The organism is Actinomadura scrupuli, from assembly GCF_050971785.1.
GTDB lineage: Bacteria > Actinomycetota > Actinomycetes > Streptosporangiales > Streptosporangiaceae > Actinomadura_E > Actinomadura_E scrupuli.
Genome location: NZ_JBPCCU010000011.1, coordinates 316206 through 334922 on the forward strand (window position 1 = coordinate 316206; position 18717 = coordinate 334922).

An 18717-nucleotide genomic window follows, 5' to 3' on the forward strand; every position below is an offset into this window, starting at 1 on the left:
CGCGGACGGGGCGCCGTTTGGACGCCTCCTGCGGGGTAGGCCCGGTGCCGCCAGGACTCACGCCCACAACACCTCAAGGGGGTGGCGGTATGAACAAAGCCGTCTACAAGCCCATGTCGATGGGATTCAGCCTGCTGGGCGGCATGCTCGCCGGCGCGGTCTTCAAGCAGACCTGGAAGCTGGTCTCCGGCGACGACGAGGCCCCCGACGCCACGGACCAGGACCACTCCTGGGCCGCGGTGCTGACCGCCGCGGCGCTGCAGGGAGCGGTGTTCGGGCTGGTACGGGCCGCCGTCCAGCGGGCCGGCGCCCAGGCGACCGGCCAGTGGAGCGACGACTGACCGGGCTCCGCCCGCGCGCGGACGGCACCCCCGGCCGAGCGAGCGCCGTACGGGAGCGAGCGGATCGCCCGGGGCTCAGGGGCGGTCCGCTCCCTTCGCGCGATGGATCAGCGGCTCCACGAACCAGAGCCAGCAGGCCAGGATCGCGACCCCGCCGCCTGTGATCACCGGCATCGGGCCGCTGAACAGGTAGTCGACCACCATGAGGGTCGCGGCCGTCATCGACACCGCGAGCGCCAGCGTGCCGACCATCCCGTAGAGATTCGACCGCTTGACCAGTGACTCCTTGAGTCCCTGGCGGAAGAGGATGCGGTGCTGGGCGACCGGCGCGATGAAGAACATCGAGGCCACGGCGGCTCCGACCAGTGCCACGTAGTACAACCTGTGGTCCACGTCGGCGCTTCGCTCGAAGCCCGGCGAGAACGGAACGGTCAGCAGGAACGCGAACAGCACCTGGACGCCTGTCACGGCGACCCGGAAGCCCTGGAGGAGTTCCACGAAGTTGCGGTCCGCGCGCTCCATCGGGGTCTCGTCATCCCTGCCGTCCGCCTGCCGCTCTTCCGTGGTCACCACGTCCCCTTCCAGCGGCCCCGCCGCGACCGTCACCTGCCCCGCACTTGCCGCATAGTGCAGACTTTCCGGGCAAAGGTCAACTAATGGTCACCTCGACGACCCCTCCACTTGACCGTGCGTTCGACTCGGCACGTTTGGCATCTTTCAGCGCGGGGATGGCGGTCCACTCGACACGCCTCGGAGAAGGGAAGGCCCCGTGAGCAAGATCAAGGAGTCGGTGGACGTGGCGGTCCCGGTACGCGCGGCTTACAACGAGTGGACGCAGTTCGAGGAGTTCCCCCAGTTCATGGAGGGCATCGACCGGATCGAGCAGAGCACCGAGACCAGGACGCACTGGGAGACCAGCATCGCCGGGGTCAGGCGCGAGTTCGAGGCCGAGATCATCGAGCAGCATCCCGACGACAGCATCGCCTGGTCCTCGACCGGCAGGCCCCTCCAGGCGGGCGTCATCAGCTTCCATCACCTCGGCCCGGACCAGACCCGGGTCACCCTGCAGATGGACTACGAGCCGGAAGGCCTGGCCGAACGGGCGGGCGACAGGCTCGGCATCATCCGGCACCGGATCAGGCGCAACCTGGAGCGCTTCAAGCACTACGCCGAGGCCTACGGCGGCGGGACGCGCGGCTGGCGCGGCGAGATCAACCCGGACCCGCGACTGTGATCCCGGCCGGCGGGTGAGCCGCCCGGACGGCAGACGACCCGGTGGCCGGTCGGTGACCGCCCACCGGGTCGATGGTGAAGGCGTCAGTCCTTGAAGACGTCCTTGATCTTCTCACCGGCCTGCTTCACGTCTCCCTTGGCCTGCTCCGCCTTGCCCTCGGCTTCCATCCGCTCGTTGCCGACCATCTTGCCGGTCTTCTCCTTGGCCTTGCCCTTCATCTCCTGGGCCTTGTTGCGGGCCTTGTCCGCTGCACTCATATGTCACTCCTCCAGGTAGAACTGCTTTTTCCCCTTTCACCCCTGCCCACCATGACCCGGCTCGAACATCCCCACCGGCGGCATCGCCCGCCCGCCCGGCCCGCCTTCGCCGCCGCGCCCGCGGGCGATCGGCGCCGTGTTTCGAGCCGGAAGCGATGGGCACGGTTCCGGTCTCAAGAGACCGTCAGAGAAACCCCACGAGAAGGGAAAGCCGTGAGCACGATCGAAGAATCGGTGGATGTGGCCGTCCCGGTGCGCACCGCTTACAACCAGTGGACGCAGTTCGAGGAGTTCCCGCTCTTCATGGAGGGCGTCGACCAGATCAAACAGGTCTCCGACACCCGTACGCACTGGGCGACGAGCATCGCCGGTGTCAAGCGCGAGTTCGACGCCGAGATCGTCGAGCAGCACCCCGACGAGCGCATCGCCTGGACCTCGACCGAGGAGCCCCGCCAGGCCGGGGTGGTCACCTTCCACCGGATCGGTGAGGACCAGACCCGGGTCATGCTCCAGATGGAGTACGAGCCCGAGGGACTGGCCGAGAAGGCGGGCGACAAGCTCAACCTCGTCAAGCACCGCATCAAGGGCGACCTGCGCCGCTTCAAGCAGTACATCGAGGCACGCGGCGTCGAGTCCGGCGGCTGGCGCGGAGACGTCGGCCAGGACCCCCTGCACTGACCCCTCCCTCGAAGAGCGGCACCGGGACCGGCGTCCCCGTGCCGCTCTTCGGCGTCCGGGCGGGCCGCGCCACGCCGCCGTACCGGCGCGCCGGGGCCGCACCTCGGGTTGCACCGCCGCTCGTCATGCCGAGGGCAAGCATCCTTTGCCGACCGCCGCGCCCGGAGCCTCGTACGGCGGCCTGCCGGAGGGTAGAGGCGCACTAGGTCACAGAGAGAGCCCGCCGGACTGCGCATGGTCACCATCGGTGGCTCCCGTGAACACCGCGCGATCACGAGATCTTCCGAGGTCCTGCCGCCCACGACGAGGGGAGCCCCACCATGACCGATGACGCCCGCAGCGCCAAGGACCGCCAGCTCGACAGCGCCCGGGTGGATCCCTGCGACGCGGTGCTCACCACCGACCAGGGGATCCCGATCGGGGAGACCGACAACTCGCTGCGCGCGGGCGAGCGCGGGCCGACGCTGATGGAGGACTTCCATTTCCGGGAGAAGATCACTCACTTCGACCACGAGCGGATCCCGGAGCGGGTGGTGCACGCCCGGGGCGCGGGGGCGTACGGCTTCTTCGCACCCTACGACGACACCCTGGCCGCCTACTCGGCGGCCGAGTTCCTGACCACCCCAGGCCTGCAGACGCCGGTCTTCGTGCGCTTCTCGACGGTGGCGGGCTCGCGCGGCTCGGCGGACACCGTGCGCGACGTGCGGGGATTCGCGACCAAGTTCTACACCCGGCAGGGCAACTTCGACCTGGTCGGCAACAACATCCCGGTCTTCTTCATCCAGGACGGCATCAAGTTCCCCGACTTCGTGCACGCGGTCAAGCCGGAGCCGCACAACGAGATCCCGCAGGCCTCGTCCGCGCACGACACGCTCTGGGACTTCGTGCAGCTGCAGCCGGAGACCACGCACATGATGATGTGGCTGATGTCGGACCGGGCGATCCCCCGCAGCTTCCGGATGATGCAGGGCTTCGGCGTGCACACGTTCCGGCTGGTCACCGCCGACGGGCAGGGCACCTTCGTGAAGTTCCACTGGAAGCCCCGGCTCGGAACCCACTCGCTGGTCTGGGACGAGACCCAGAAGATCGCCGGCAAGGACCCCGACTTCAACCGGCGCGACCTGTGGGAGGCCATCGACTCCGGCTCCTTCCCCGAGTGGGAGCTCGGCGTCCAGCTCGTGGCGGAGGAGAGGGAGCACGACTTCGACTTCGACCTCCTCGACGCCACCAAGATCATCCCGGAGGAGGAGGTACCGGTGCAGCCGGTCGGGCGGCTGGTGCTCGATCGCAACCCCGACAACTTCTTCGCCGAGACCGAGCAGATCGCCTTCCACCTGGGCAACGTGGTGCCCGGCATCGACTTCACCAACGACCCGCTCCTGCAGGCCCGGCTGTTCTCCTATCTGGACACCCAGCTGATCCGGCTCGGCGGCCCCAACTTCACCCAGCTCCCCGTCAACCGGCCGATCGACCCGGTGCGCAACCACCACCGCGACGGATATCACCAGACCACCATCCAGCGCGGCCAGGCCAGCTACCACCCCAACAGCCTCAGCGGCGGCTGCCCCGCCCTCGCCCCGGACGGCCAGGCCTACGCCCACTACCAGGAGCGGGTCGAGGGCCGCAAGATCCGCAAGCGCAGCGAGAGCTTCGCCGACCACTTCAGCCAGGCGACCCTGTTCTGGAACAGCATGGCCGACTGGGAGAAGGAGCACATCGTCGCCGCGTTCCGGTTCGAGCTCGGCAAGGTGCTGCACACCGAGATCCGTACCGGCGTGATCCGCAATCTGGCGCAGGTCGATCACGGGCTGGCCGTGCGGGTCGCCGAGGGCGTCGGCGTCGAGCCGCCCGCGGCCCCGTCGGCGCCCAACCACGGGCGCAGCTCGCCCGCCCTCAGCCAGGACGACCAGCCCACCGACACCGTCGCCACCCGCAAGATCGCGATCCTGGTGGCCGACGGGGCCGAGGCCGCGCACGTCCGCACCGTCGTCGAGGCGCTGACCGGCACGGGCGCGATCTGCGAGGTGCTGGCACCCCGCGACGGGTCGGTACGGGGCGCCTCCGGCGAGCCCGTACCGGTCAGCAGGGCGCTGACCACCGTCGGCTCCGTGCTCTACGACGCCGTCGTGGTGCCGGGCGGCGAGCAGAGCGTCCAGGCGCTGGCCTCGGACGGCGACGCCGTGCACTTCCTCGCCGAGGCCTACAAGCACGGCAAGGCCGTCGGGGCGCTGGGAGCCGGGATCTCCCTGCTCGAACAGGCCAGGATCACCTCGGTGCGCACGGCCGGCTCCGGCGACGACCCGGTCTCCGACCAGGGCGTGGTGACCGCGGGCGAGCAGGCCGCCGGTGACTTCGTCGAGCCGTTCACCCGTGCCGTCGCCGCGCACCGCCACCACGACCGTCCGGCGCGGTCCGTGCCGGCCTGAGCACCGGGGCCGCTCCCCCGCGACCGCTCACCCGGCGGAGCCGCGGTGGCCGGGTCCGGGCTCGCCCTGGGTTCGGCCGCCGCTCCGGCGGAGGCGGATGACGGCGGTACTGGCCTCCAGGTCGACCTCGCTCCGCGGCGGCGCGGCGTCCCCCTCCTCGTCCCGCAGCATCAGCGAGGTCTGCCGCTGGTCCAGCTCGTGCCGTTTGGCGGCGTAGTAGATCGCGTGCAGCTCGTCCAGCCCCGGAGCCGCCATCGGCCGCCCGGACTCGGCCCGGTGCCACGGCAACCGCAGGTGCCGGTTCGCGGCCAGCCCCATGCGATCGACGGCGGCGAGCACCACCAGCAGCAACGCCAGGCCGGGGATCGACGTGATGGCCACGAGCGTGTACACGGTCGACATGCCGCTTCAACGTGGCGTGTCGCGCAATGGTTCCGTATGAAATGGTGAGTCGATGAGCGGTGATGAGTTGCGGGACGGGGTGAAGCTGACCAACCTCGACCAGCCGCTGTTCGACGCGGCAGGCGCCACCAAACGGGATCTCCTGGACTACCTGGACGCCGTCGCGGACCGTATCGTTCCGCAGCTCGCCGGCCGGCCGCTGTCGGTGGTCCGGGTGCTCCGGGGCCAGCCGCCGTTCATGCAGAAGAACGTGCCGAAGTACACCCCGTCGTGGGTACGGACGGTGCCGCTGTGGGCGGAGACCTCCAAACGCGAGGTCTCCTACGCCCTGTGCGACGACCGCCGCACCCTGCTGTGGTTCGGCAACCAGCGCGCCGTCGAATACCACCCGACCCTGACCCTCGCCGACCGCCGCGACCACCCCACCCACCTCGTGCTCGACCTCGACCCGCCGGCACCGGACGCGTTCCCGCTGGCCGTCCACGCCGCCCGGCTGGTCCGCCAGGTCCTGGCCGACGCCGGGATGGAGGGCGCCGTCAAGACGAGCGGGGCCAAGGGAGTGCACGTCTTCGTGCCCATCGAGGCGCGGGCGACGCTCGACGACGTCGCGGCGGCCACCCGGGCGATCGCCGCGCGCGCCGAGCGCCTCGACCCCGCGCTCGCCACGACGGCGTTCATCCGGGAGGACCGCGGCGGCAAGGTGTTCCTGGACTCGACCCGCTCGGGCGGCACGACGGTGGTCTCGGTCTACAGCCCGCGCATCCGGCCGGGCGTGCCGGTGTCGTTCCCGGTGCCCTGGGACGACCTCGACGACGCCCGCCCCGCCGACTTCACCGTGCACACCGCGGCACGGTTGATCGCCGAGACGGACCCGTGGGCCGACCTGATGCCCGCGCCGCAGCCGCTGCGCGCCGACCTGATCGAGGAAGGCCACGGCATCCCGATCGCCCGGGTGCAGGCGATGCACGAGGGCAAGCGGCGCGCCCGGGCCCGCCGTGGCTGATCGCCCTGCCGGCCGCGCCGGCGGGCCCGTCAGTCGGGCAGCAGCGGCACCGAGATGCCCTGGTCGCGGCCGAGCAGCACGCCGCGGGTGACGGCGGCCGATCCGAATCGGTCGCGTACGCCGTCGAGCGCGGTGTCGAGCGCGTCGGCCGGTGCCCCGCCGAACGGCAGGGCGAGCTGGACCGCGCCGTCGTCGTGCAGGTTGCCGAGCGTGACCCCGACGAGCGTGCTGCCCTGACTCTGGATCATCGGCATGGCCGTGGCCAGCAGCCGTCTCACCGCGTGCATGATCACCGGGGTCTCGGCGGTGGCCTGGGCCAGCGTGTGCGACCGGGTCGCCCGCGAGAAGTCGCCGAACCGCAGCCGCAGCGTGACGGTGCGGCAGACCCGGCGGGCCGTCCGCAGCCTGCGGCACAGCCGGTCGACCAGCCCGATCACGATGGCGTCGAGGTCCTCGGGTGACCGGTCGCCGCGGCCCAGCGCCCGCTGCGCCCCCATGGAGCGGCGTCTCACCCCCGTCCGCACCGGGCGCGGGTCGTGGTTGTGGGCGAGGGCGTGCAGGTGCCGGCCCGCCGCCCGGCCGAGGATCGCGACCAGGAGGTTCTCCGGCAGCCGCGCCACCTCCCCGACCGTCGTGATCCCTCGGCCGGCGAGCTTGTCGGCGGTGACCGGCCCGACGCCCCAGAGCCGTCCGACCGGGAGCGGGTGGAGAAAGGCCAGCTCGCCGTCGGGCGGGACGACGAGGAGACCGTCGGGCTTGGCCACGCCGCTGGCCACCTTGGCGAGGAACTTGGTCCGGGCCACGCCGACCGTGATGGGCAGCCCGACCTCCTCCAGGATGTCGCGCCGCAACCGCTCGGCGATGTCCACGGGCCGCCCGCCGATCTTGCGCAGCCCGCCCACGTCGAGGAACGCCTCGTCGATGGACAGCCCCTCGACCAGCGGGGTCGTGTGCCGGAACACGGCGAAGACGGCCTTGCTCGCCTCGGTGTAGGCCGACATCCGGGGCTCGACCACGAGCACCCCGGGGCACAGCCGCCGGGCCTGCCGCCCGCTCATCGCGGTCCGGACGCCGTACGCCTTGGCCTCGTAACTGGCCGCGAGCACCACCCCGGAACCGACGATCACAGGCCGGGCGCGCAACCGGGGATCGTCGCGCTGCTCGACCGACGCGTAGAACGCGTCCAGGTCGGCATGCAGGATCGTCGCCTCGGTCGACACGAACATATGTTCGCACGAACCAGGTCGGACGCGCGAGGTCAGGGTGCCGGGTCGAGCCGCGCGAGGAGCGCGGTGAGCGTCGAGCCGAGGGGGGCGTCCAGGGTCAGCAGGGCGTGGGCGTCACCGCGGGTGGGCCCGTGGTTGATGATCACGATGGGTATCGTGAGCTTCGTCGCATGGCGTACGAACCGGTAGCCGGACATCACGGTCAGCGAGGACCCGAGCACGACCAGCACGCCGGCCCGCCCGGCCAGCGCAAAGCACTCCTCGACGCGTGGCCGCGGCACGTTCTCGCCGAAGAACACCACGTCGGGTTTGAGCAGGCCCCCGCAGTCGGCGCAGTCCACGATGCGGAAGTCCGCCACCTGGTCGTCGGCCAGGACGGCGTCCCCGTCGGGGTTGATCCCGCTCGCCCAGGCGGTCCAGCCGGGGTTGGCCGCACGCAACCGCCGGTCCAGGGCCTCGCGGGAGGTGCGCCGGCCGCAGCCCAGGCAGAGCACGCGGGCGAGGCTGCCGTGCAACTCGATCACCTGCCGCGCACCGGCCGCCTGATGCAGCCCGTCGACGTTCTGGGTGATGATCCCGGCGAGCAGCCCGCGGCGCTCCAGCTCGGCGACCGCGTGATGACCGGCGTTCGGGACGGCGCCGGCGATGTGCCGCCAGCCCTGATGGCTGCGCGCCCAGTACCTCTGGCGGGCCGCGGCGCTGCCGGTGAAGGTCTGGTACGTCATCGGCTCGGCCCGCCGGGTCCGCCCGCTCGGCCCCCGGTAGTCGGGGATACCGGACTCCGTGGACAGCCCGGCGCCGCTCAGGATCACCGCCCCACCGTCCGCGACGAGATCGGCCAGGGCCTCGAACCGCGCGGTGGTGAGCACGTCCCGCGGGTCCGCCGGGCCACCGTCGACCTCGTCCGCTGCCGTAGTCACGCCTTCCATGGTGCCCGACGTCCGCGCCTGCCCGGCCCGCCGCCTCCCACCACGGCCGTCCGGCCCTCGCCAGGGCGCGCGAGAATGACGTCCATGGAGAGCCGCAGGAGCGCGTCGCCGCTTTCAGGCGGTCCGGGCCGCCCCCGGCGGCGGGCCGGGGCACCGGTCCCGCTGGTGGGCGCGGTCGCGGCGCTGGGCAGCGGCCTGCCGTCCACGGTGCACGCGCTGGCGACCGGCGGCGACCTGCTCCAGGCCACCCGTGCGGCGGCCACCCTCGTGCCCGGCCGGCCGGACCGGCGGGGCCGGGACCGGCGGGAGGTGATGCTCGGCGTCGCGGTCCACCTGGTCGTCTCCGCCGGCTGGACGGTGGTGCTCACCGCCGTCGACCGGCGCCGCAGGCTCGGCCTGCCCGGTGGCATCACGGCGGGCCTGCTCATCGCCGCGCTCGACCTCGAGATCATCGGCCGCAGCCGCCCGGCGATCCGCGCTCTGCCACGGCTCCCCCAGTGGCTCGACCACATCGCCTTCGGCGCCATCGTCGGCGTTCTGCTCGGCGGTCGCGGGGGCCTGGAGCCACGGCCGGATCCCCCGCCGCCCGCCTGACCTCCGGCGCCGTTCCCGGGTCTTGACACCGCCCGGGCACCGATGGATTTTGAACATATGTCCAGAACAGTTGTTCAGACCGCGGGCCCGGCCACGCGCCGGCCCCGTTTCCCGATGAGCCGTGACGTGGCCGTCGTGGGCGGCGGGCTCGCGGGCATGGCGACCGCCGCCCGGCTGCAGGCGGCCGGGCTGTCGACGGTGGTGCTCGAGGCGCACGGCCATGTGGGCGGGTGCGCGGGTTACTACCGGCGGCGGGGATTCTCCTTCGACGTGGGCGCGACGACGCTGGTCGACTTCGAGCCCGGTGGCGTGGGCGCCGAACTGCTGGGCGACGTCGGGATGCCCGCGTTCCCCGCGGAGGCGCTGCCGGGGTACCTCGCCTGGCTGCCCGATCGCAAGGTCACCCTCTACCGCGACCGGGAGCGCTGGCATCGCGAGCGGCTGCGGGCGCTGGGCGGCACGGCGGAGCACCGGGCCTTCTGGTCCCACCTCGATCATGTCTCGGACGTCTTCTGGGCGGCGAGCCGGGCGGGCGTGCGGATGCCGATGCGCACCCCGGCGGACGCCGTGCACAACCTCAGGGCGCTGGGGCCCCGTCACCTCCCGCTCGCCCGCCGCCTGGGCATGACGCTCGGGGACGTGCTCGCCGAGCACGGGCTCCGCCGGGATCTGCCGCTGGTGGGGCTGCTGTCGATGCTGGTGGAGGACACCGTGCACAGCACGGTCGACCGGGCCCCCTTGATCAACGCTGCGCTGGGCGTGACCATCCGCGGCGCCGGGCTGTCCCGCGCGCAGGGCGGCATGCGGGGATTCTGGCGGCGGTTCACCACCCACTACCGCGGGCTGGGAGGAGAGGTGCGGGTGGGCTGCCCGGTCGAGTCGGTGACCGGCCGGGCGGGCGCCTTCGAGGTGCGCACCTCCCAGGGGACCGTGCACGCGGCTCAGGTGGTGAGCGCCGTCCCGGCGGGCACCACCGCGCGGATCTGCCCGGAGCTCGCCGGCCGGCTCCGGCCCTACCTCGAACGTGACGCGGCGGATCTGGGCGGTGCGATCATCGTCTTCCTCGGAGTGCCCGACGACGAGGTCGGCGGGCAGGAGTTCACCCACCACCAGTTGCTGGGCGACTACCGGCGGCCGCTGGGAGACGGCAACAACATGTTCGTCTCGGTCTCCGCGCCCGGCGACACCGACAGCGCGCCGCCCGGCCATCGGGCCGTGATGCTGTCCACGCACACCGAGCTGGGCACCTGGGAGGGCCTCGGGGACACCGACCACCAGGTGCGCAGCAGGGAGATCGGCGAGCGGCTGGTCGGCCTGGCCCGCCAGGTCCACCCACATCTCGGCGAGCGGGCCCTCGTCCGGGAGGTGGGCACCCCCCGGGCCTACGAGCGGTACGCCTTCCGCCCGCGCGGCGCGGTCGGCGGCGTCCATCAGAGGCTCGGCAACTCCAACCAGCACGCGATCCCGCATTCGCTGGGCGTGCCAGGTCTCTGGCTGGTGGGTGACTCGGTCTGGCCCGGTCTCGGCACGGTGGCGTGCGCGCTCGGCAGCAGGATCGTGGCCGGCAAGGCGCTGCGCGCGTCCCGGCGGATAGGGCGCCTTCGGTGATCACCATGGAGCCGCCCCGGCTGGCCGAGCTCGGCACCGACCTGCTCGTCACCACCCGGCGCCGCCGGATCGTCGCCCTGGCGCTGCCCTTCCTGGGCGTCGGGGTCTACGCCGCGGCCGCCTGGCTGCGGTGGTGGTGGATCACACCGGTCATCGTGTTCGGGATCTTCGTCGCCATCGTGACGGTGATCCACGACGTCGTGCACCGGTCCCTGGGCCTGGGCCGCCGCGCCTCGGAGTGGGCGCTGTTCCTCCTCGGGGCCGTGCTCCTGGAGAGCGGCCACGCCTACCGGGCCACCCATCTGCAGCATCACCGGCTCTTCCCGAGCAAGGACGACCCGGAGGGGCATCCGGCCGACCTGAGTACGCTGGGCGCGATCCTCTACGGCCCGGTCTTCCTGCCCCGCCTGTGGTGGTGGGCGTTCCGGCGGAAGAACGCGCAGCGCGGCTGGCTGCTCGCGGAGGCCGCCGTGCCGCTCGCGGCGGTCGCCGGCGGCGTAGTGTTCTCGCGTGGTCTGCTCGTGTACGCCGTGCTGACGATCGTCGGCAGCTGGGTCTACCCGCTGCTGACGGTCCATCTGCCGCACTACGGCTACGGCGACACGCCGCTGACGCAGACCCGCACCCTGCGGGGAAGGGTGGTGCCCGCCCTCTTCCTGGAGCTGACCTACCACCTGGAGCACCACCTCTACCCCCAGGTGCCCAGCCACCACCTCGCGACGCTCGGGCGGCGGCTCGATCCCTTCCTCGATCAGGCCGGGGTGGCGCCATGGCGGGTGATCTGAGCCCATGACCCGGCGTGCCGAGACGAGGGAGAAGATCCTGCGGGCGACCGTACGGACCCTGGCCACCGAGGGTTTCGGCGGCACGACCGCCCGCTCTATCGCCCGGAACGGCGGGTTCGCCCCGGGCGTCATCTACTACCACTTCGAGGACCTGACCGACCTGCTGCTGGCCGCGCTGCACCACACCAGCGAGCTGCGCCTGATCCGTTACACCGAGGTGCTCGCTCCGCCGGTGAGCGGTGTCGCGCTGCTCGCCCGGCTCCGCGAGCTGTACGCGGAGGACCTGACCGAAGGGCACATCCCGGCCGTACAGGAGCTGATCGCCGGGGCGTCCGGATCACCTGAGCTGCGGAAGGGCATCCGCCCGTACGTGGACCGCTGGGAGGACTTCGCCGCGCAGGCCGCCCTGCGGCTCCTCGCGGGCACCCCGCTGGAAGGCCTGATCCCCGAGCGGGAGATCGGCACCGTCGTGGTCGCCCTGTTCCTCGGCCTCCAGACCCTGACCCACCTCGACCGGGAGTACTCGCAGGCCGAGGCGCTGTTCGCCGCGGCCGAGCCGATGGCGGCGATGTGGGACGCGCTCACCGGCGCGGACGCCCCGTCCCAGGGCCCCGTCCGTCATCGCCGGCCCGGCCGCGGCCACCTGAAGGGATGGCGCAAACCCGAGGGCGCCGTGATGCTCACCCGCCCCGGCCGGTGGTCGAACCCGTACAAGATCCAGCCCTACGGCCCGTACACCCGGGACGAGGCCATCGACCTGTTCGAGGCCGACCTGATCGCCGGACGGCTCGTCACCGGGAAGGGCCGGGAGCCGCTCGGCATCGACGACGCACGCCGCGAGCTGGCCGGCAAGGACCTGGTGTGCGCGTGCGGGCCGGACGAGCGCTGCCACGGGGACGTGCTCCTGCGCTGGGCCAACGGCTCCGACCGGCCCGGCTGACCGGAGGGAGCCGCGCGGCCGGCGGTCACCGGTAGCCGTCGGGGGCCGGCGTCGAGCCCGGGCTCGCGGACCTCTTCGATGAACCGCCAGATGTCGGGCCGGGAGCCGTCCAGGTCGGTGAAACCGTACTCGGCCGCGAGCTGGGCGGAGCTGACCGACCGCTGGTTCCATCGCGCCCGGTGCGGGTCCGCGGCCAGCGCGACGACCGCGCGCCCGACGAATCGCGGGGACTCCGACAGCGCGAAGTCGGCAGGGGCGGGAGGGCGGCCGTCCACGGCGCCCGGATCGAGCGCGTCGCGCCAGTTGTCCTCGGAGACGCCGAAGTTGTCGAGCATCATCTCCGAACGCAGCCATCCGGGCGTGACGGCGACGGCGGTGGCCTCGTGCCGGGCCAGCTCGTGCCCCTGGGAGTAGGCCAGCCGGTTCACCGCGACCTTGGCCAGGTCGTAGAACACAGAGATCCGGTAGCGGGACGCGTTGTAGCCGGTGGTGCCGTCGGTCATCTCGACGAGCAGGCCCCCGGGCTGATCGATCAGGAGCGGGAGGAGGTGATGGGAGGTGATCAGATGGGTGTCGACGGCGAGCCGGAGGATGCGCAGGCCCTTGTAGAGATCGTGCTCCCACACGGGGGTGTTCCAGTCCGCCGGGCCGCCCTTGAGCAGCTCGGCCCCCCAAATGTCGTTGACGAGCACGTCGATGTGGCCGTGGTCGGCGCGGATCCGGTCGGCCAGGTCCTTCACCTGGCCGCTCTCCAGATGGTCGACCGCGACCGCGACACCGGTGCCGCCGAGCCGCGTGACCAGGTCGGCGGTCTCCTCGATGGTCTCGGCACGGTCGTAGTCGGACCGGATCGCTCGTACGCTGCTGCTGCGGCCCGTGCAGACGACCGTCGCACCGGCCTCGCCCAGGGCGGCGGCGATCCCGCGCCCGGCGCCCCGGGTCGCCCCGGCGACGACGGCCACGCGCCCGCGCAGTGCGTCTCGATCCGGCGACCAGCCCACAGCCGAATTCTGCCAGCGCCCTGCCGCCCCCGACGGTGATCTCGCGAGATCATGCGCGTATCGGCGTCAGCCGCTCGGCGGCGTGATCCACCTGCTCACCGCCAGCCGGCCGGTGGTGCCGAGATCGATGCCGCCGCCGGGCGTCAGCGTCTGCGCCGGTTGCCCGGCGGCCGGGATGATCTCCAGGTGCCGTCCGGTCACCGCCGGTACCGACGGGTCGGTGACCGTGTTGCGCCACACCACGACCGCCGCCAGACGACCGCCCGGCGCCGCCGTCACCCGCTGCGGCCGGCCCTCGAACCGCTCGATGCGGGAGATCGCCGCCGTCCCCTCCAGGACCGCGACCCCGAGCGGCCGGCGCCGGTCATCGAGGACCCGTACGGCCGGATGTCCCTGCACGGTGTACGGCTCGGTACCGCAGTTGACCAGGTCGATGCGCATCGCCCGCAGGCCCATGGCCGCGTCGATCGGACCGGCCGTGAGGGTGACCCCGGCCGACGGGCACCCGGGCGCCGCGGTCGCGGTGACCGGCGGCGTGAGCGCGATGCCCTGCCTCGGCGCCGAGGTGCAGGCGCCGGTCGCGGCGATCAAAGCGATCATGGCGAGCGGCGGGCCCGCGCGGCGGGCGGCCGCACGACCGGACACGGCAGATGACGGGTACATACGACGATCTTGCCCTGACCTGCCCGCCCCTCGCCGGCCGCCCCCTCTCGCCCGCCGCCGGCCGGGCCGCCCCCTCCTGATGATCTTCGCCGCGGACGCGGTGCACGCGCGGACCGCATTACAGTGACGGGATGGCGGGTGAGCAGGTGAGCGCTCGGGTGGACGTCTGGATCTGGTCGGTGCGGTTGGCCAAGAGCCGTTCGGTCGCGTCCGACGCCTGCCGGGGCGGGCATGTGCGGATCAACGGGGTACGGGTCAAGCCCGCGCACGCGATCCGGGTCGGTGACGAGGTACGGCTCCGGCAGGAGGGTTACGAGCGCATCGTGGTCGTCACCCGGATCATCAGCAAGCGCGTCGGCGCCCCCGTGGCCGCCGAGTGCTATATCGACAAGAGCCCGCCGCCTCCCCCGCGCCAACTCGCGGTGGCCGTTCGCGCCCGCGGCGCCGGGCGCCCCACCAAACGCGAGCGCCGGAGCATCGAGAAGCTCTTCGGGCGCCCTGCCACCGAGCGGGGAGACCGCAGGGACCGTACGGACTGAGAAGGCGCCGGGTCAGGTGCGCGTCAGGCGCTCGGCGTGGTCTCTGTCCTGCGCCGGGACGTCGATGGGGCCGCTGTCGTGCAGCCGCCACCGGGTGGTCACGCCGTCCGGGCCGTGCAGGCGGCCCTCGGCCAGGGCGGTGTCGATGCGCTGCCGCACGGTGTCCTCCGCCTCTGGTTCGGCGGCGAAGAGTATCCGCAGACGCACGTGCCCGCCGATCCGTTCCGCGCCGGTGTGGTGCGGTGCCAGCGGGCACGGCGGCTCGTGCTCCCAGTGCCCGCACAGCGCCACCGTGATCAGGGCCCCCGGCGCTCGCACGTCGGCAGCCGGCTCCATGACCAGAACCGCCTCGTGCGCGTACGCCTGACGCATGAGACCACTATCCCAGGTCGCCCGCCGCCTGCCGAGCCGCGGCGGCGGACCACCGATCCGGCCGCCGGTCCGGGTCACCGGGGTTCGTAGGCGAGGTTGGGGCGCAGCCAGCGTTCGACGCCGGGAAGGTCGAGGCCGCGCCGGCGGGCATAGTCCTCGGTCTGGTCCCTGCCGATGCGCCCCACGGTGAAGTATCGCGACAACGGGTGGGCGAAGAGCAGCCCGCTGACGCTGGCGGCGGGGGTCATGGCGAAGGATTCGGTCAGGCCCATGCCCAGCCGCCCGGCGTCGAGCAGGTCGAACAGGGTCTGCTTCTGGCTGTGGTCGGGGCTCGCGGGGTAGCCGAGCGCGGGGCGGATGCCGCGGAAGCGCTCAGCGTGCAGGTCCTCGATCGGCGGATCGGCGTCCGGTTCGTACCAGGCGCGCCGCGCCCGCAGGTGGACGTACTCGGCGAACGCCTCGGCGAGCCGGTCGGCCAGGGCCTTCACCATGATCGCCCGGTAGTCGTCGTGCCGGGCCTCGAACGTGGCGGCGAGGTCTTCGGCGCCGTGGACGGCCACGGCGAACCCGCCGATGTGATCCCCGGCCGGAGCCAGGTAGTCGGCGAGGCACCGGTTGCGCCGGCCCGCCGGCTTGGCGGTCTGCTGGCGCAGCATCGGCAGGCGGAGGGTGCCGCCGTCGCCCGCGTCCGGCGCACCGGCGTCGATGAGGATGTCGTCGCCTTCGGAGCGGGCGGGCCAGAAGCCGTAGGCACCGCGCGCCTGGAAGAGGCCGTCCGCGATGATCTGGTCGAGCAGGGCGCCGGCGTCGTCGTAGAGCTCGCGGGCCACCGGCTGGTCGAGGATCGCCGGGTACTTGCCCTTCAGCTCCCAGGCGAGGAAGAGGAACTGCCAGTCGATCATCGCGCGGAGGTCGGTCAGGTCGGGGTGGACGGTGCGGACGCCGATGAACTCGGGGACGGGCAGATCGTCGAACGGGACCCGCTCACGGTTGGCCCGGGCTTGCGCGAGGGTCAGCAGCGGACTCCGCTGCCTGGTCTCGTGCTGCTCGCGCAGGCGTCGCTGCTCGGCGCGGTTGCGCACGGCCAGTTCCTCGGCCCGGTCCACGTCGAGCAGGTCCGACACCACGCCGACGACCCGGGACGCGTCGAGCACGTGGACCGTGGTGCCGTCGTAGGCAGGAGCCACCCGGACCGCGGTGTGCTGGCGCGAGGTGGTGGCGCCGCCGATCAGCAGGGGCAGCTTCAGCCCGCGGCGCCGCATCTCGGTGGCGACGGTGACCATCTCGTCCAGCGACGGGGTGATCAGCCCCGACAGGCCCACCACGTCGGCGCCTTCGGCGATCGCCGTGTCGAGGATGACGGCGGCGGGGACCATGACACCGAGGTCGATGACCTCGTAGTTGTTGCAGCCGAGGACGACGCCCACGATGTTCTTGCCGATGTCGTGCACGTCGCCCTTGACGGTCGCGAGCACCACTTTTGCGTTGCCGCGGCCGGTGTCGGCACGCCCCTCCAGGCGCGCCTGCTCCTTCTCGGCCTCCATGTAGGGCTCGAGGTGGGCGACCGAGCGCTTCATCACCCGCGCGCTCTTGACCACCTGCGGCAGGAACATCTTCCCGGCGCCGAACAGGTCCCCCACGATCTTCATACCGTCCATCAGCGGGCCCTCGATGACATCGAGGGGGCGGGCCGCCTGCTGCCTGGCCTCCTCGGTGTCGGCCTCGACGAAGTCGACGATGCCGTGCACGAGCGCGTGCGCCAGGCGCTCCTCCACCGGCGCGTCGCGCCAGGACAGGTCCACCGTGCGGCGGGTGCCCGGTCCGCTCACCGTCTCGGCGAACTCCACGAGCCGGTCGGTGGCGTCGCCGCGCCGGTCGAAGAGCACGTCCTCGACGAGTTCGAGCAGGTCCGCGGGGATGTCCTGGTAGACCGCGAGCTGTCCCGCGTTGACGATGCCCATGTCCAGCCCCGCGCGCACGGCGTGGAACAGGAACGCCGAGTGCATCGCCTCGCGCACGACGTCGTTGCCGCGGAAGGAGAACGACAGGTTGGAGATACCGCCACTGGTGCGCGCCCCGGGACACCGCTGCTTGATGAGCGGCAGCGCGTCGATGAACGCCTTCGCGTAGCCGTTGTGCTCGGCGATGCCGGTGGCGACCGCGAGCACGTTGGGGTCGAAGACGATGTCCTCCGCGGGGAACCCGGCCCGCTGCGTGAGCAGGTCGTAGGCGCGGGCACAGATCGCCACCTTGCGCTCGGTCGTGTCGGCCTGCCCCTGCTCGTCAAAGGCCATGACGACCACGCCGGCGCCGTGGTCGCGAATGCGCCGGGCCTGCTCCAGGAACGCCTCCTCGCCCTCCTTGAGGCTGATCGAGTTGACGACGCCCTTGCCCTGAACGTGCTTGAGCCCCGCCTCCAGCACACTCCACCGCGAACTGTCGATCATGATGGGGATGCGGGCGACCTCCGGCTCGGTCGCGACCAGATTCAGGAACGTGGTCATGGCCCGCTCGCTGTCGAGCAGGTCGGCGTCCATGTTGACGTCGAGCAGGTTGGCCCCACCGCGTACCTGCTCCAGCGCGACGTCGACGGCGGCCTGGTGGTCGCCCGCTTCGACGAGGCGCCGGAACCGGGCCGAGCCCGTGACGTTGGTGCGCTCCCCGATCATGACGAAGCCGGTGTCCGCGCCGATCTCGAAGGGCTCCAGACCGCTGAAGCGGGTGCGGGCCGGGGGTGCCGGAACCGGGCGCGGCGCGAGGCCGGCCACGGCGGCCGCGATCTGCGCGATGTGCGCCGGGGTCGTCCCGCAGCACCCGCCGGCGATGTTGACCGTTCCGGACGCGGCGAACTCACCGAGCAGCCGTGCGGTCTCCTCCGGGGTCTGGTCATAGCCGCCGAACGCGTTCGGCAGACCGGCGTTGGGGTGGCAGGCCGTGTACGTGCCCGCGAGCCGCGACAGCTCGGCGACGTGCGGCCGCATCTCCTCGGCACCGAGCGAACAGTTCACGCCGGCCACCAGCGGCTCGGCGTGCTCGATCGAGCTCCAGAACGCCTCCACGGTCTGCCCCGACAGGGTGCGCCCGCTCAGGTCGACGATCGTCACCGAGATCCACAACGGCAGGTGCGGAGCGACCTCGCGGGCGGCGGCGATCGCGGCCTTCGCGTTGAGCGTGTCGAAGATCGTCTCGATCAGCAGCAGGTCGACCCCGCCGTCGGCCAGCGCCTGGATCTGCTCGGCGTACGCGGCCCGAACCTCGTCGAACGACATGACCCGGTACGCCGGGTCCTCCACCCGTGGCGACAGCGACAGGGTGACGTTCAGCGGCCCGACCGAGCCGGCGACGAAGCGGCCCCCCACCTCGTCCGCGGCCTGGCGCGCCAGCGTGGCGCCCCGCAGGTTCATCTCCCGCACCCGCGACTGGAGCCCGTAGTCCGACTGGCCGATGCTCGTCGCGGTGAACGTGTTCGTCGTCGTGATGTCCGCGCCCGCCGCCAGGTACTGCCGGTGCACGTCGAGCACGACATCCGGTCGCGTCAGGTTCAGCAGGTCCGGGTCACCGGTCACGTCATGCGGGTGGTCCTGGAATTGCTCCCCGCGATAGTCGGCCGCGGTCAGTCCCGCCGCCTGCAGCATCGTGCCCCAAGCCCCGTCGAGTACCGCGACCCGCCGGTCCAGAAGCTCCCGCAGTTCGTCGCCTCGGTTCGAGGACCTGTCCAC

At 72.3% G+C, this 18717-nt stretch carries 18 protein-coding genes and 1 pseudogene; 10 read left to right on the forward strand and 9 right to left on the reverse strand.

Annotation, left to right across the window (positions count from 1 at the left end; translation table 11 throughout):
• Positions 1 to 89: 89 nt before the first annotated feature.
• On the forward strand, positions 90 to 341 hold the full coding sequence (locus ACRYCC_RS37555; protein WP_433818824.1) for a DUF4235 domain-containing protein: 252 nt from the start codon (positions 90 to 92) through the stop codon (positions 339 to 341).
• A gap of 75 nt (positions 342 to 416) precedes the next feature.
• Here the strand turns inward: ACRYCC_RS37555 and ACRYCC_RS37560 are convergent, their stop codons facing one another.
• Entirely contained in the window at positions 417 to 911 is a 495-nt protein-coding gene (locus ACRYCC_RS37560; protein WP_433818825.1) for a DUF6328 family protein, read from the reverse strand.
• Positions 912 to 1110: 199 nt separating this feature from the next.
• Here ACRYCC_RS37560 and ACRYCC_RS37565 point away from each other — a divergent pair, with 199 nt between their 5' ends.
• Positions 1111 to 1575 carry an SRPBCC family protein gene (locus tag ACRYCC_RS37565; protein ID WP_433818826.1) on the forward strand — a complete coding sequence of 155 codons (465 nt, stop codon included), beginning with the start codon at positions 1111 to 1113 and terminating at the stop codon, positions 1573 to 1575.
• A gap of 83 nt (positions 1576 to 1658) precedes the next feature.
• Here ACRYCC_RS37565 and ACRYCC_RS37570 read toward each other — a convergent pair whose 3' ends face one another.
• The gene (locus ACRYCC_RS37570; RefSeq protein WP_433818827.1) at positions 1659 to 1832 is read right to left on the reverse strand and encodes a CsbD family protein; all 174 of its coding nucleotides are present in this window, start codon (positions 1830 to 1832) and stop codon (positions 1659 to 1661) included.
• Positions 1833 to 2045: 213 nt separating this feature from the next.
• Between ACRYCC_RS37570 and ACRYCC_RS37575 the strand changes: the two genes are divergently transcribed.
• Positions 2046 to 2510, forward strand: a complete 465-nt coding sequence (locus tag ACRYCC_RS37575; protein ID WP_433818828.1) for an SRPBCC family protein — start codon at positions 2046 to 2048, stop codon at positions 2508 to 2510.
• Between the two features lie 320 nt (positions 2511 to 2830).
• Positions 2831 to 4936 carry a catalase gene (locus ACRYCC_RS37580; RefSeq protein ID WP_433818829.1) on the forward strand — a complete coding sequence of 702 codons (2106 nt, stop codon included), beginning with the start codon at positions 2831 to 2833 and terminating at the stop codon, positions 4934 to 4936.
• A 27-nt stretch (positions 4937 to 4963) separates the two neighbouring features.
• Here the strand turns inward: ACRYCC_RS37580 and ACRYCC_RS37585 are convergent, their stop codons facing one another.
• A complete protein-coding gene (locus tag ACRYCC_RS37585) occupies positions 4964 to 5338 on the reverse strand; it encodes a DUF6191 domain-containing protein (protein ID WP_433818830.1) in 375 nt (124 codons plus the stop codon).
• A gap of 52 nt (positions 5339 to 5390) precedes the next feature.
• Between ACRYCC_RS37585 and ligD the strand changes: the two genes are divergently transcribed.
• On the forward strand, positions 5391 to 6341 hold the full coding sequence (gene ligD / locus ACRYCC_RS37590; RefSeq protein WP_433818831.1) for a non-homologous end-joining DNA ligase: 951 nt from the start codon (positions 5391 to 5393) through the stop codon (positions 6339 to 6341).
• Positions 6342 to 6370: 29 nt separating this feature from the next.
• Here the strand turns inward: ligD and dinB are convergent, their stop codons facing one another.
• The gene (gene dinB, locus ACRYCC_RS37595) at positions 6371 to 7561 is read right to left on the reverse strand and encodes a DNA polymerase IV (protein WP_433818832.1); all 1191 of its coding nucleotides are present in this window, start codon (positions 7559 to 7561) and stop codon (positions 6371 to 6373) included.
• A gap of 38 nt (positions 7562 to 7599) precedes the next feature.
• Positions 7600 to 8496, reverse strand: a complete 897-nt coding sequence (locus ACRYCC_RS37600) for an NAD-dependent protein deacetylase (RefSeq protein ID WP_433818833.1) — start codon at positions 8494 to 8496, stop codon at positions 7600 to 7602.
• An 84-nt stretch (positions 8497 to 8580) separates the two neighbouring features.
• Between ACRYCC_RS37600 and ACRYCC_RS37605 the strand changes: the two genes are divergently transcribed.
• From ACRYCC_RS37605 to ACRYCC_RS37620, 4 genes are all read left to right on the forward strand, one after another.
• Positions 8581 to 9090 carry a hypothetical protein gene (locus ACRYCC_RS37605; RefSeq protein ID WP_433818834.1) on the forward strand — a complete coding sequence of 170 codons (510 nt, stop codon included), beginning with the start codon at positions 8581 to 8583 and terminating at the stop codon, positions 9088 to 9090.
• A gap of 114 nt (positions 9091 to 9204) precedes the next feature.
• On the forward strand, positions 9205 to 10698 hold the full coding sequence (locus ACRYCC_RS37610) for a phytoene desaturase family protein (RefSeq protein ID WP_433818835.1): 1494 nt from the start codon (positions 9205 to 9207) through the stop codon (positions 10696 to 10698).
• A 5-nt stretch (positions 10699 to 10703) separates the two neighbouring features.
• Entirely contained in the window at positions 10704 to 11483 is a 780-nt protein-coding gene (locus ACRYCC_RS37615; protein WP_433818869.1) for a fatty acid desaturase family protein, read from the forward strand.
• 4 nt (positions 11484 to 11487) lie between these two features.
• Positions 11488 to 12423, forward strand: a complete 936-nt coding sequence (locus ACRYCC_RS37620) for a DUF4326 domain-containing protein (protein WP_433818836.1) — start codon at positions 11488 to 11490, stop codon at positions 12421 to 12423.
• Positions 12424 to 12482: 59 nt separating this feature from the next.
• Here the strand turns inward: ACRYCC_RS37620 and ACRYCC_RS37625 are convergent.
• Together ACRYCC_RS37625 and ACRYCC_RS37630 are read right to left on the reverse strand one after the other, a co-directional pair.
• Positions 12483 to 13424: pseudogene (locus tag ACRYCC_RS37625) on the reverse strand (SDR family oxidoreductase); the annotation flags it as partial.
• A 66-nt stretch (positions 13425 to 13490) separates the two neighbouring features.
• Complete coding sequence (locus ACRYCC_RS37630; RefSeq protein WP_433818837.1) at positions 13491 to 14087, reverse strand: DUF4232 domain-containing protein; 597 nt, start codon at positions 14085 to 14087, stop codon at positions 13491 to 13493.
• Positions 14088 to 14218: 131 nt separating this feature from the next.
• Between ACRYCC_RS37630 and ACRYCC_RS37635 the strand changes: the two genes are divergently transcribed.
• Positions 14219 to 14626 carry an RNA-binding S4 domain-containing protein gene (locus tag ACRYCC_RS37635; protein ID WP_433818838.1) on the forward strand — a complete coding sequence of 136 codons (408 nt, stop codon included), beginning with the start codon at positions 14219 to 14221 and terminating at the stop codon, positions 14624 to 14626.
• A 12-nt stretch (positions 14627 to 14638) separates the two neighbouring features.
• Here ACRYCC_RS37635 and ACRYCC_RS37640 read toward each other — a convergent pair whose 3' ends face one another.
• Positions 14639 to 14998: a hypothetical protein gene (locus tag ACRYCC_RS37640; RefSeq protein ID WP_433818839.1), complete on the reverse strand. Its 360-nt coding sequence runs from the start codon at positions 14996 to 14998 to the stop codon at positions 14639 to 14641.
• Between the two features lie 74 nt (positions 14999 to 15072).
• Positions 15073 to 18717 carry a methionine synthase gene (gene metH / locus ACRYCC_RS37645; protein WP_433818840.1) on the reverse strand — a complete coding sequence of 1215 codons (3645 nt, stop codon included), beginning with the start codon at positions 18715 to 18717 and terminating at the stop codon, positions 15073 to 15075.

What these genes read in the sequence shown, in the direction of transcription:
- ACRYCC_RS37605 (WP_433818834.1), top strand. Translation starts at nt 8,581, where the DNA reads ATGGAGAGCCGCAGGAGCGCGTCGCCGCTTTCAGGCGGTCCGGGCCGC.
- ACRYCC_RS37620 (WP_433818836.1), top strand. Translation starts at nt 11,488, where the DNA reads ATGACCCGGCGTGCCGAGACGAGGGAGAAGATCCTGCGGGCGACCGTA.
- ACRYCC_RS37615 (WP_433818869.1), top strand. Translation starts at nt 10,704, where the DNA reads ATGGAGCCGCCCCGGCTGGCCGAGCTCGGCACCGACCTGCTCGTCACC.
- ACRYCC_RS37630 (WP_433818837.1), bottom strand. Translation starts at nt 14,087, where the DNA reads ATGTACCCGTCATCTGCCGTGTCCGGTCGTGCGGCCGCCCGCCGCGCG.
- ACRYCC_RS37555 (WP_433818824.1), top strand. Translation starts at nt 90, where the DNA reads ATGAACAAAGCCGTCTACAAGCCCATGTCGATGGGATTCAGCCTGCTG.
- ACRYCC_RS37570 (WP_433818827.1), bottom strand. Translation starts at nt 1,832, where the DNA reads ATGAGTGCAGCGGACAAGGCCCGCAACAAGGCCCAGGAGATGAAGGGC.
- ACRYCC_RS37600 (WP_433818833.1), bottom strand. Translation starts at nt 8,496, where the DNA reads ATGGAAGGCGTGACTACGGCAGCGGACGAGGTCGACGGTGGCCCGGCG.
- ACRYCC_RS37640 (WP_433818839.1), bottom strand. Translation starts at nt 14,998, where the DNA reads ATGCGTCAGGCGTACGCGCACGAGGCGGTTCTGGTCATGGAGCCGGCT.
- ACRYCC_RS37580 (WP_433818829.1), top strand. Translation starts at nt 2,831, where the DNA reads ATGACCGATGACGCCCGCAGCGCCAAGGACCGCCAGCTCGACAGCGCC.
- ACRYCC_RS37635 (WP_433818838.1), top strand. Translation starts at nt 14,219, where the DNA reads ATGGCGGGTGAGCAGGTGAGCGCTCGGGTGGACGTCTGGATCTGGTCG.
- ACRYCC_RS37610 (WP_433818835.1), top strand. Translation starts at nt 9,205, where the DNA reads ATGAGCCGTGACGTGGCCGTCGTGGGCGGCGGGCTCGCGGGCATGGCG.
- ligD (WP_433818831.1), top strand. Translation starts at nt 5,391, where the DNA reads ATGAGCGGTGATGAGTTGCGGGACGGGGTGAAGCTGACCAACCTCGAC.
- ACRYCC_RS37585 (WP_433818830.1), bottom strand. Translation starts at nt 5,338, where the DNA reads ATGTCGACCGTGTACACGCTCGTGGCCATCACGTCGATCCCCGGCCTG.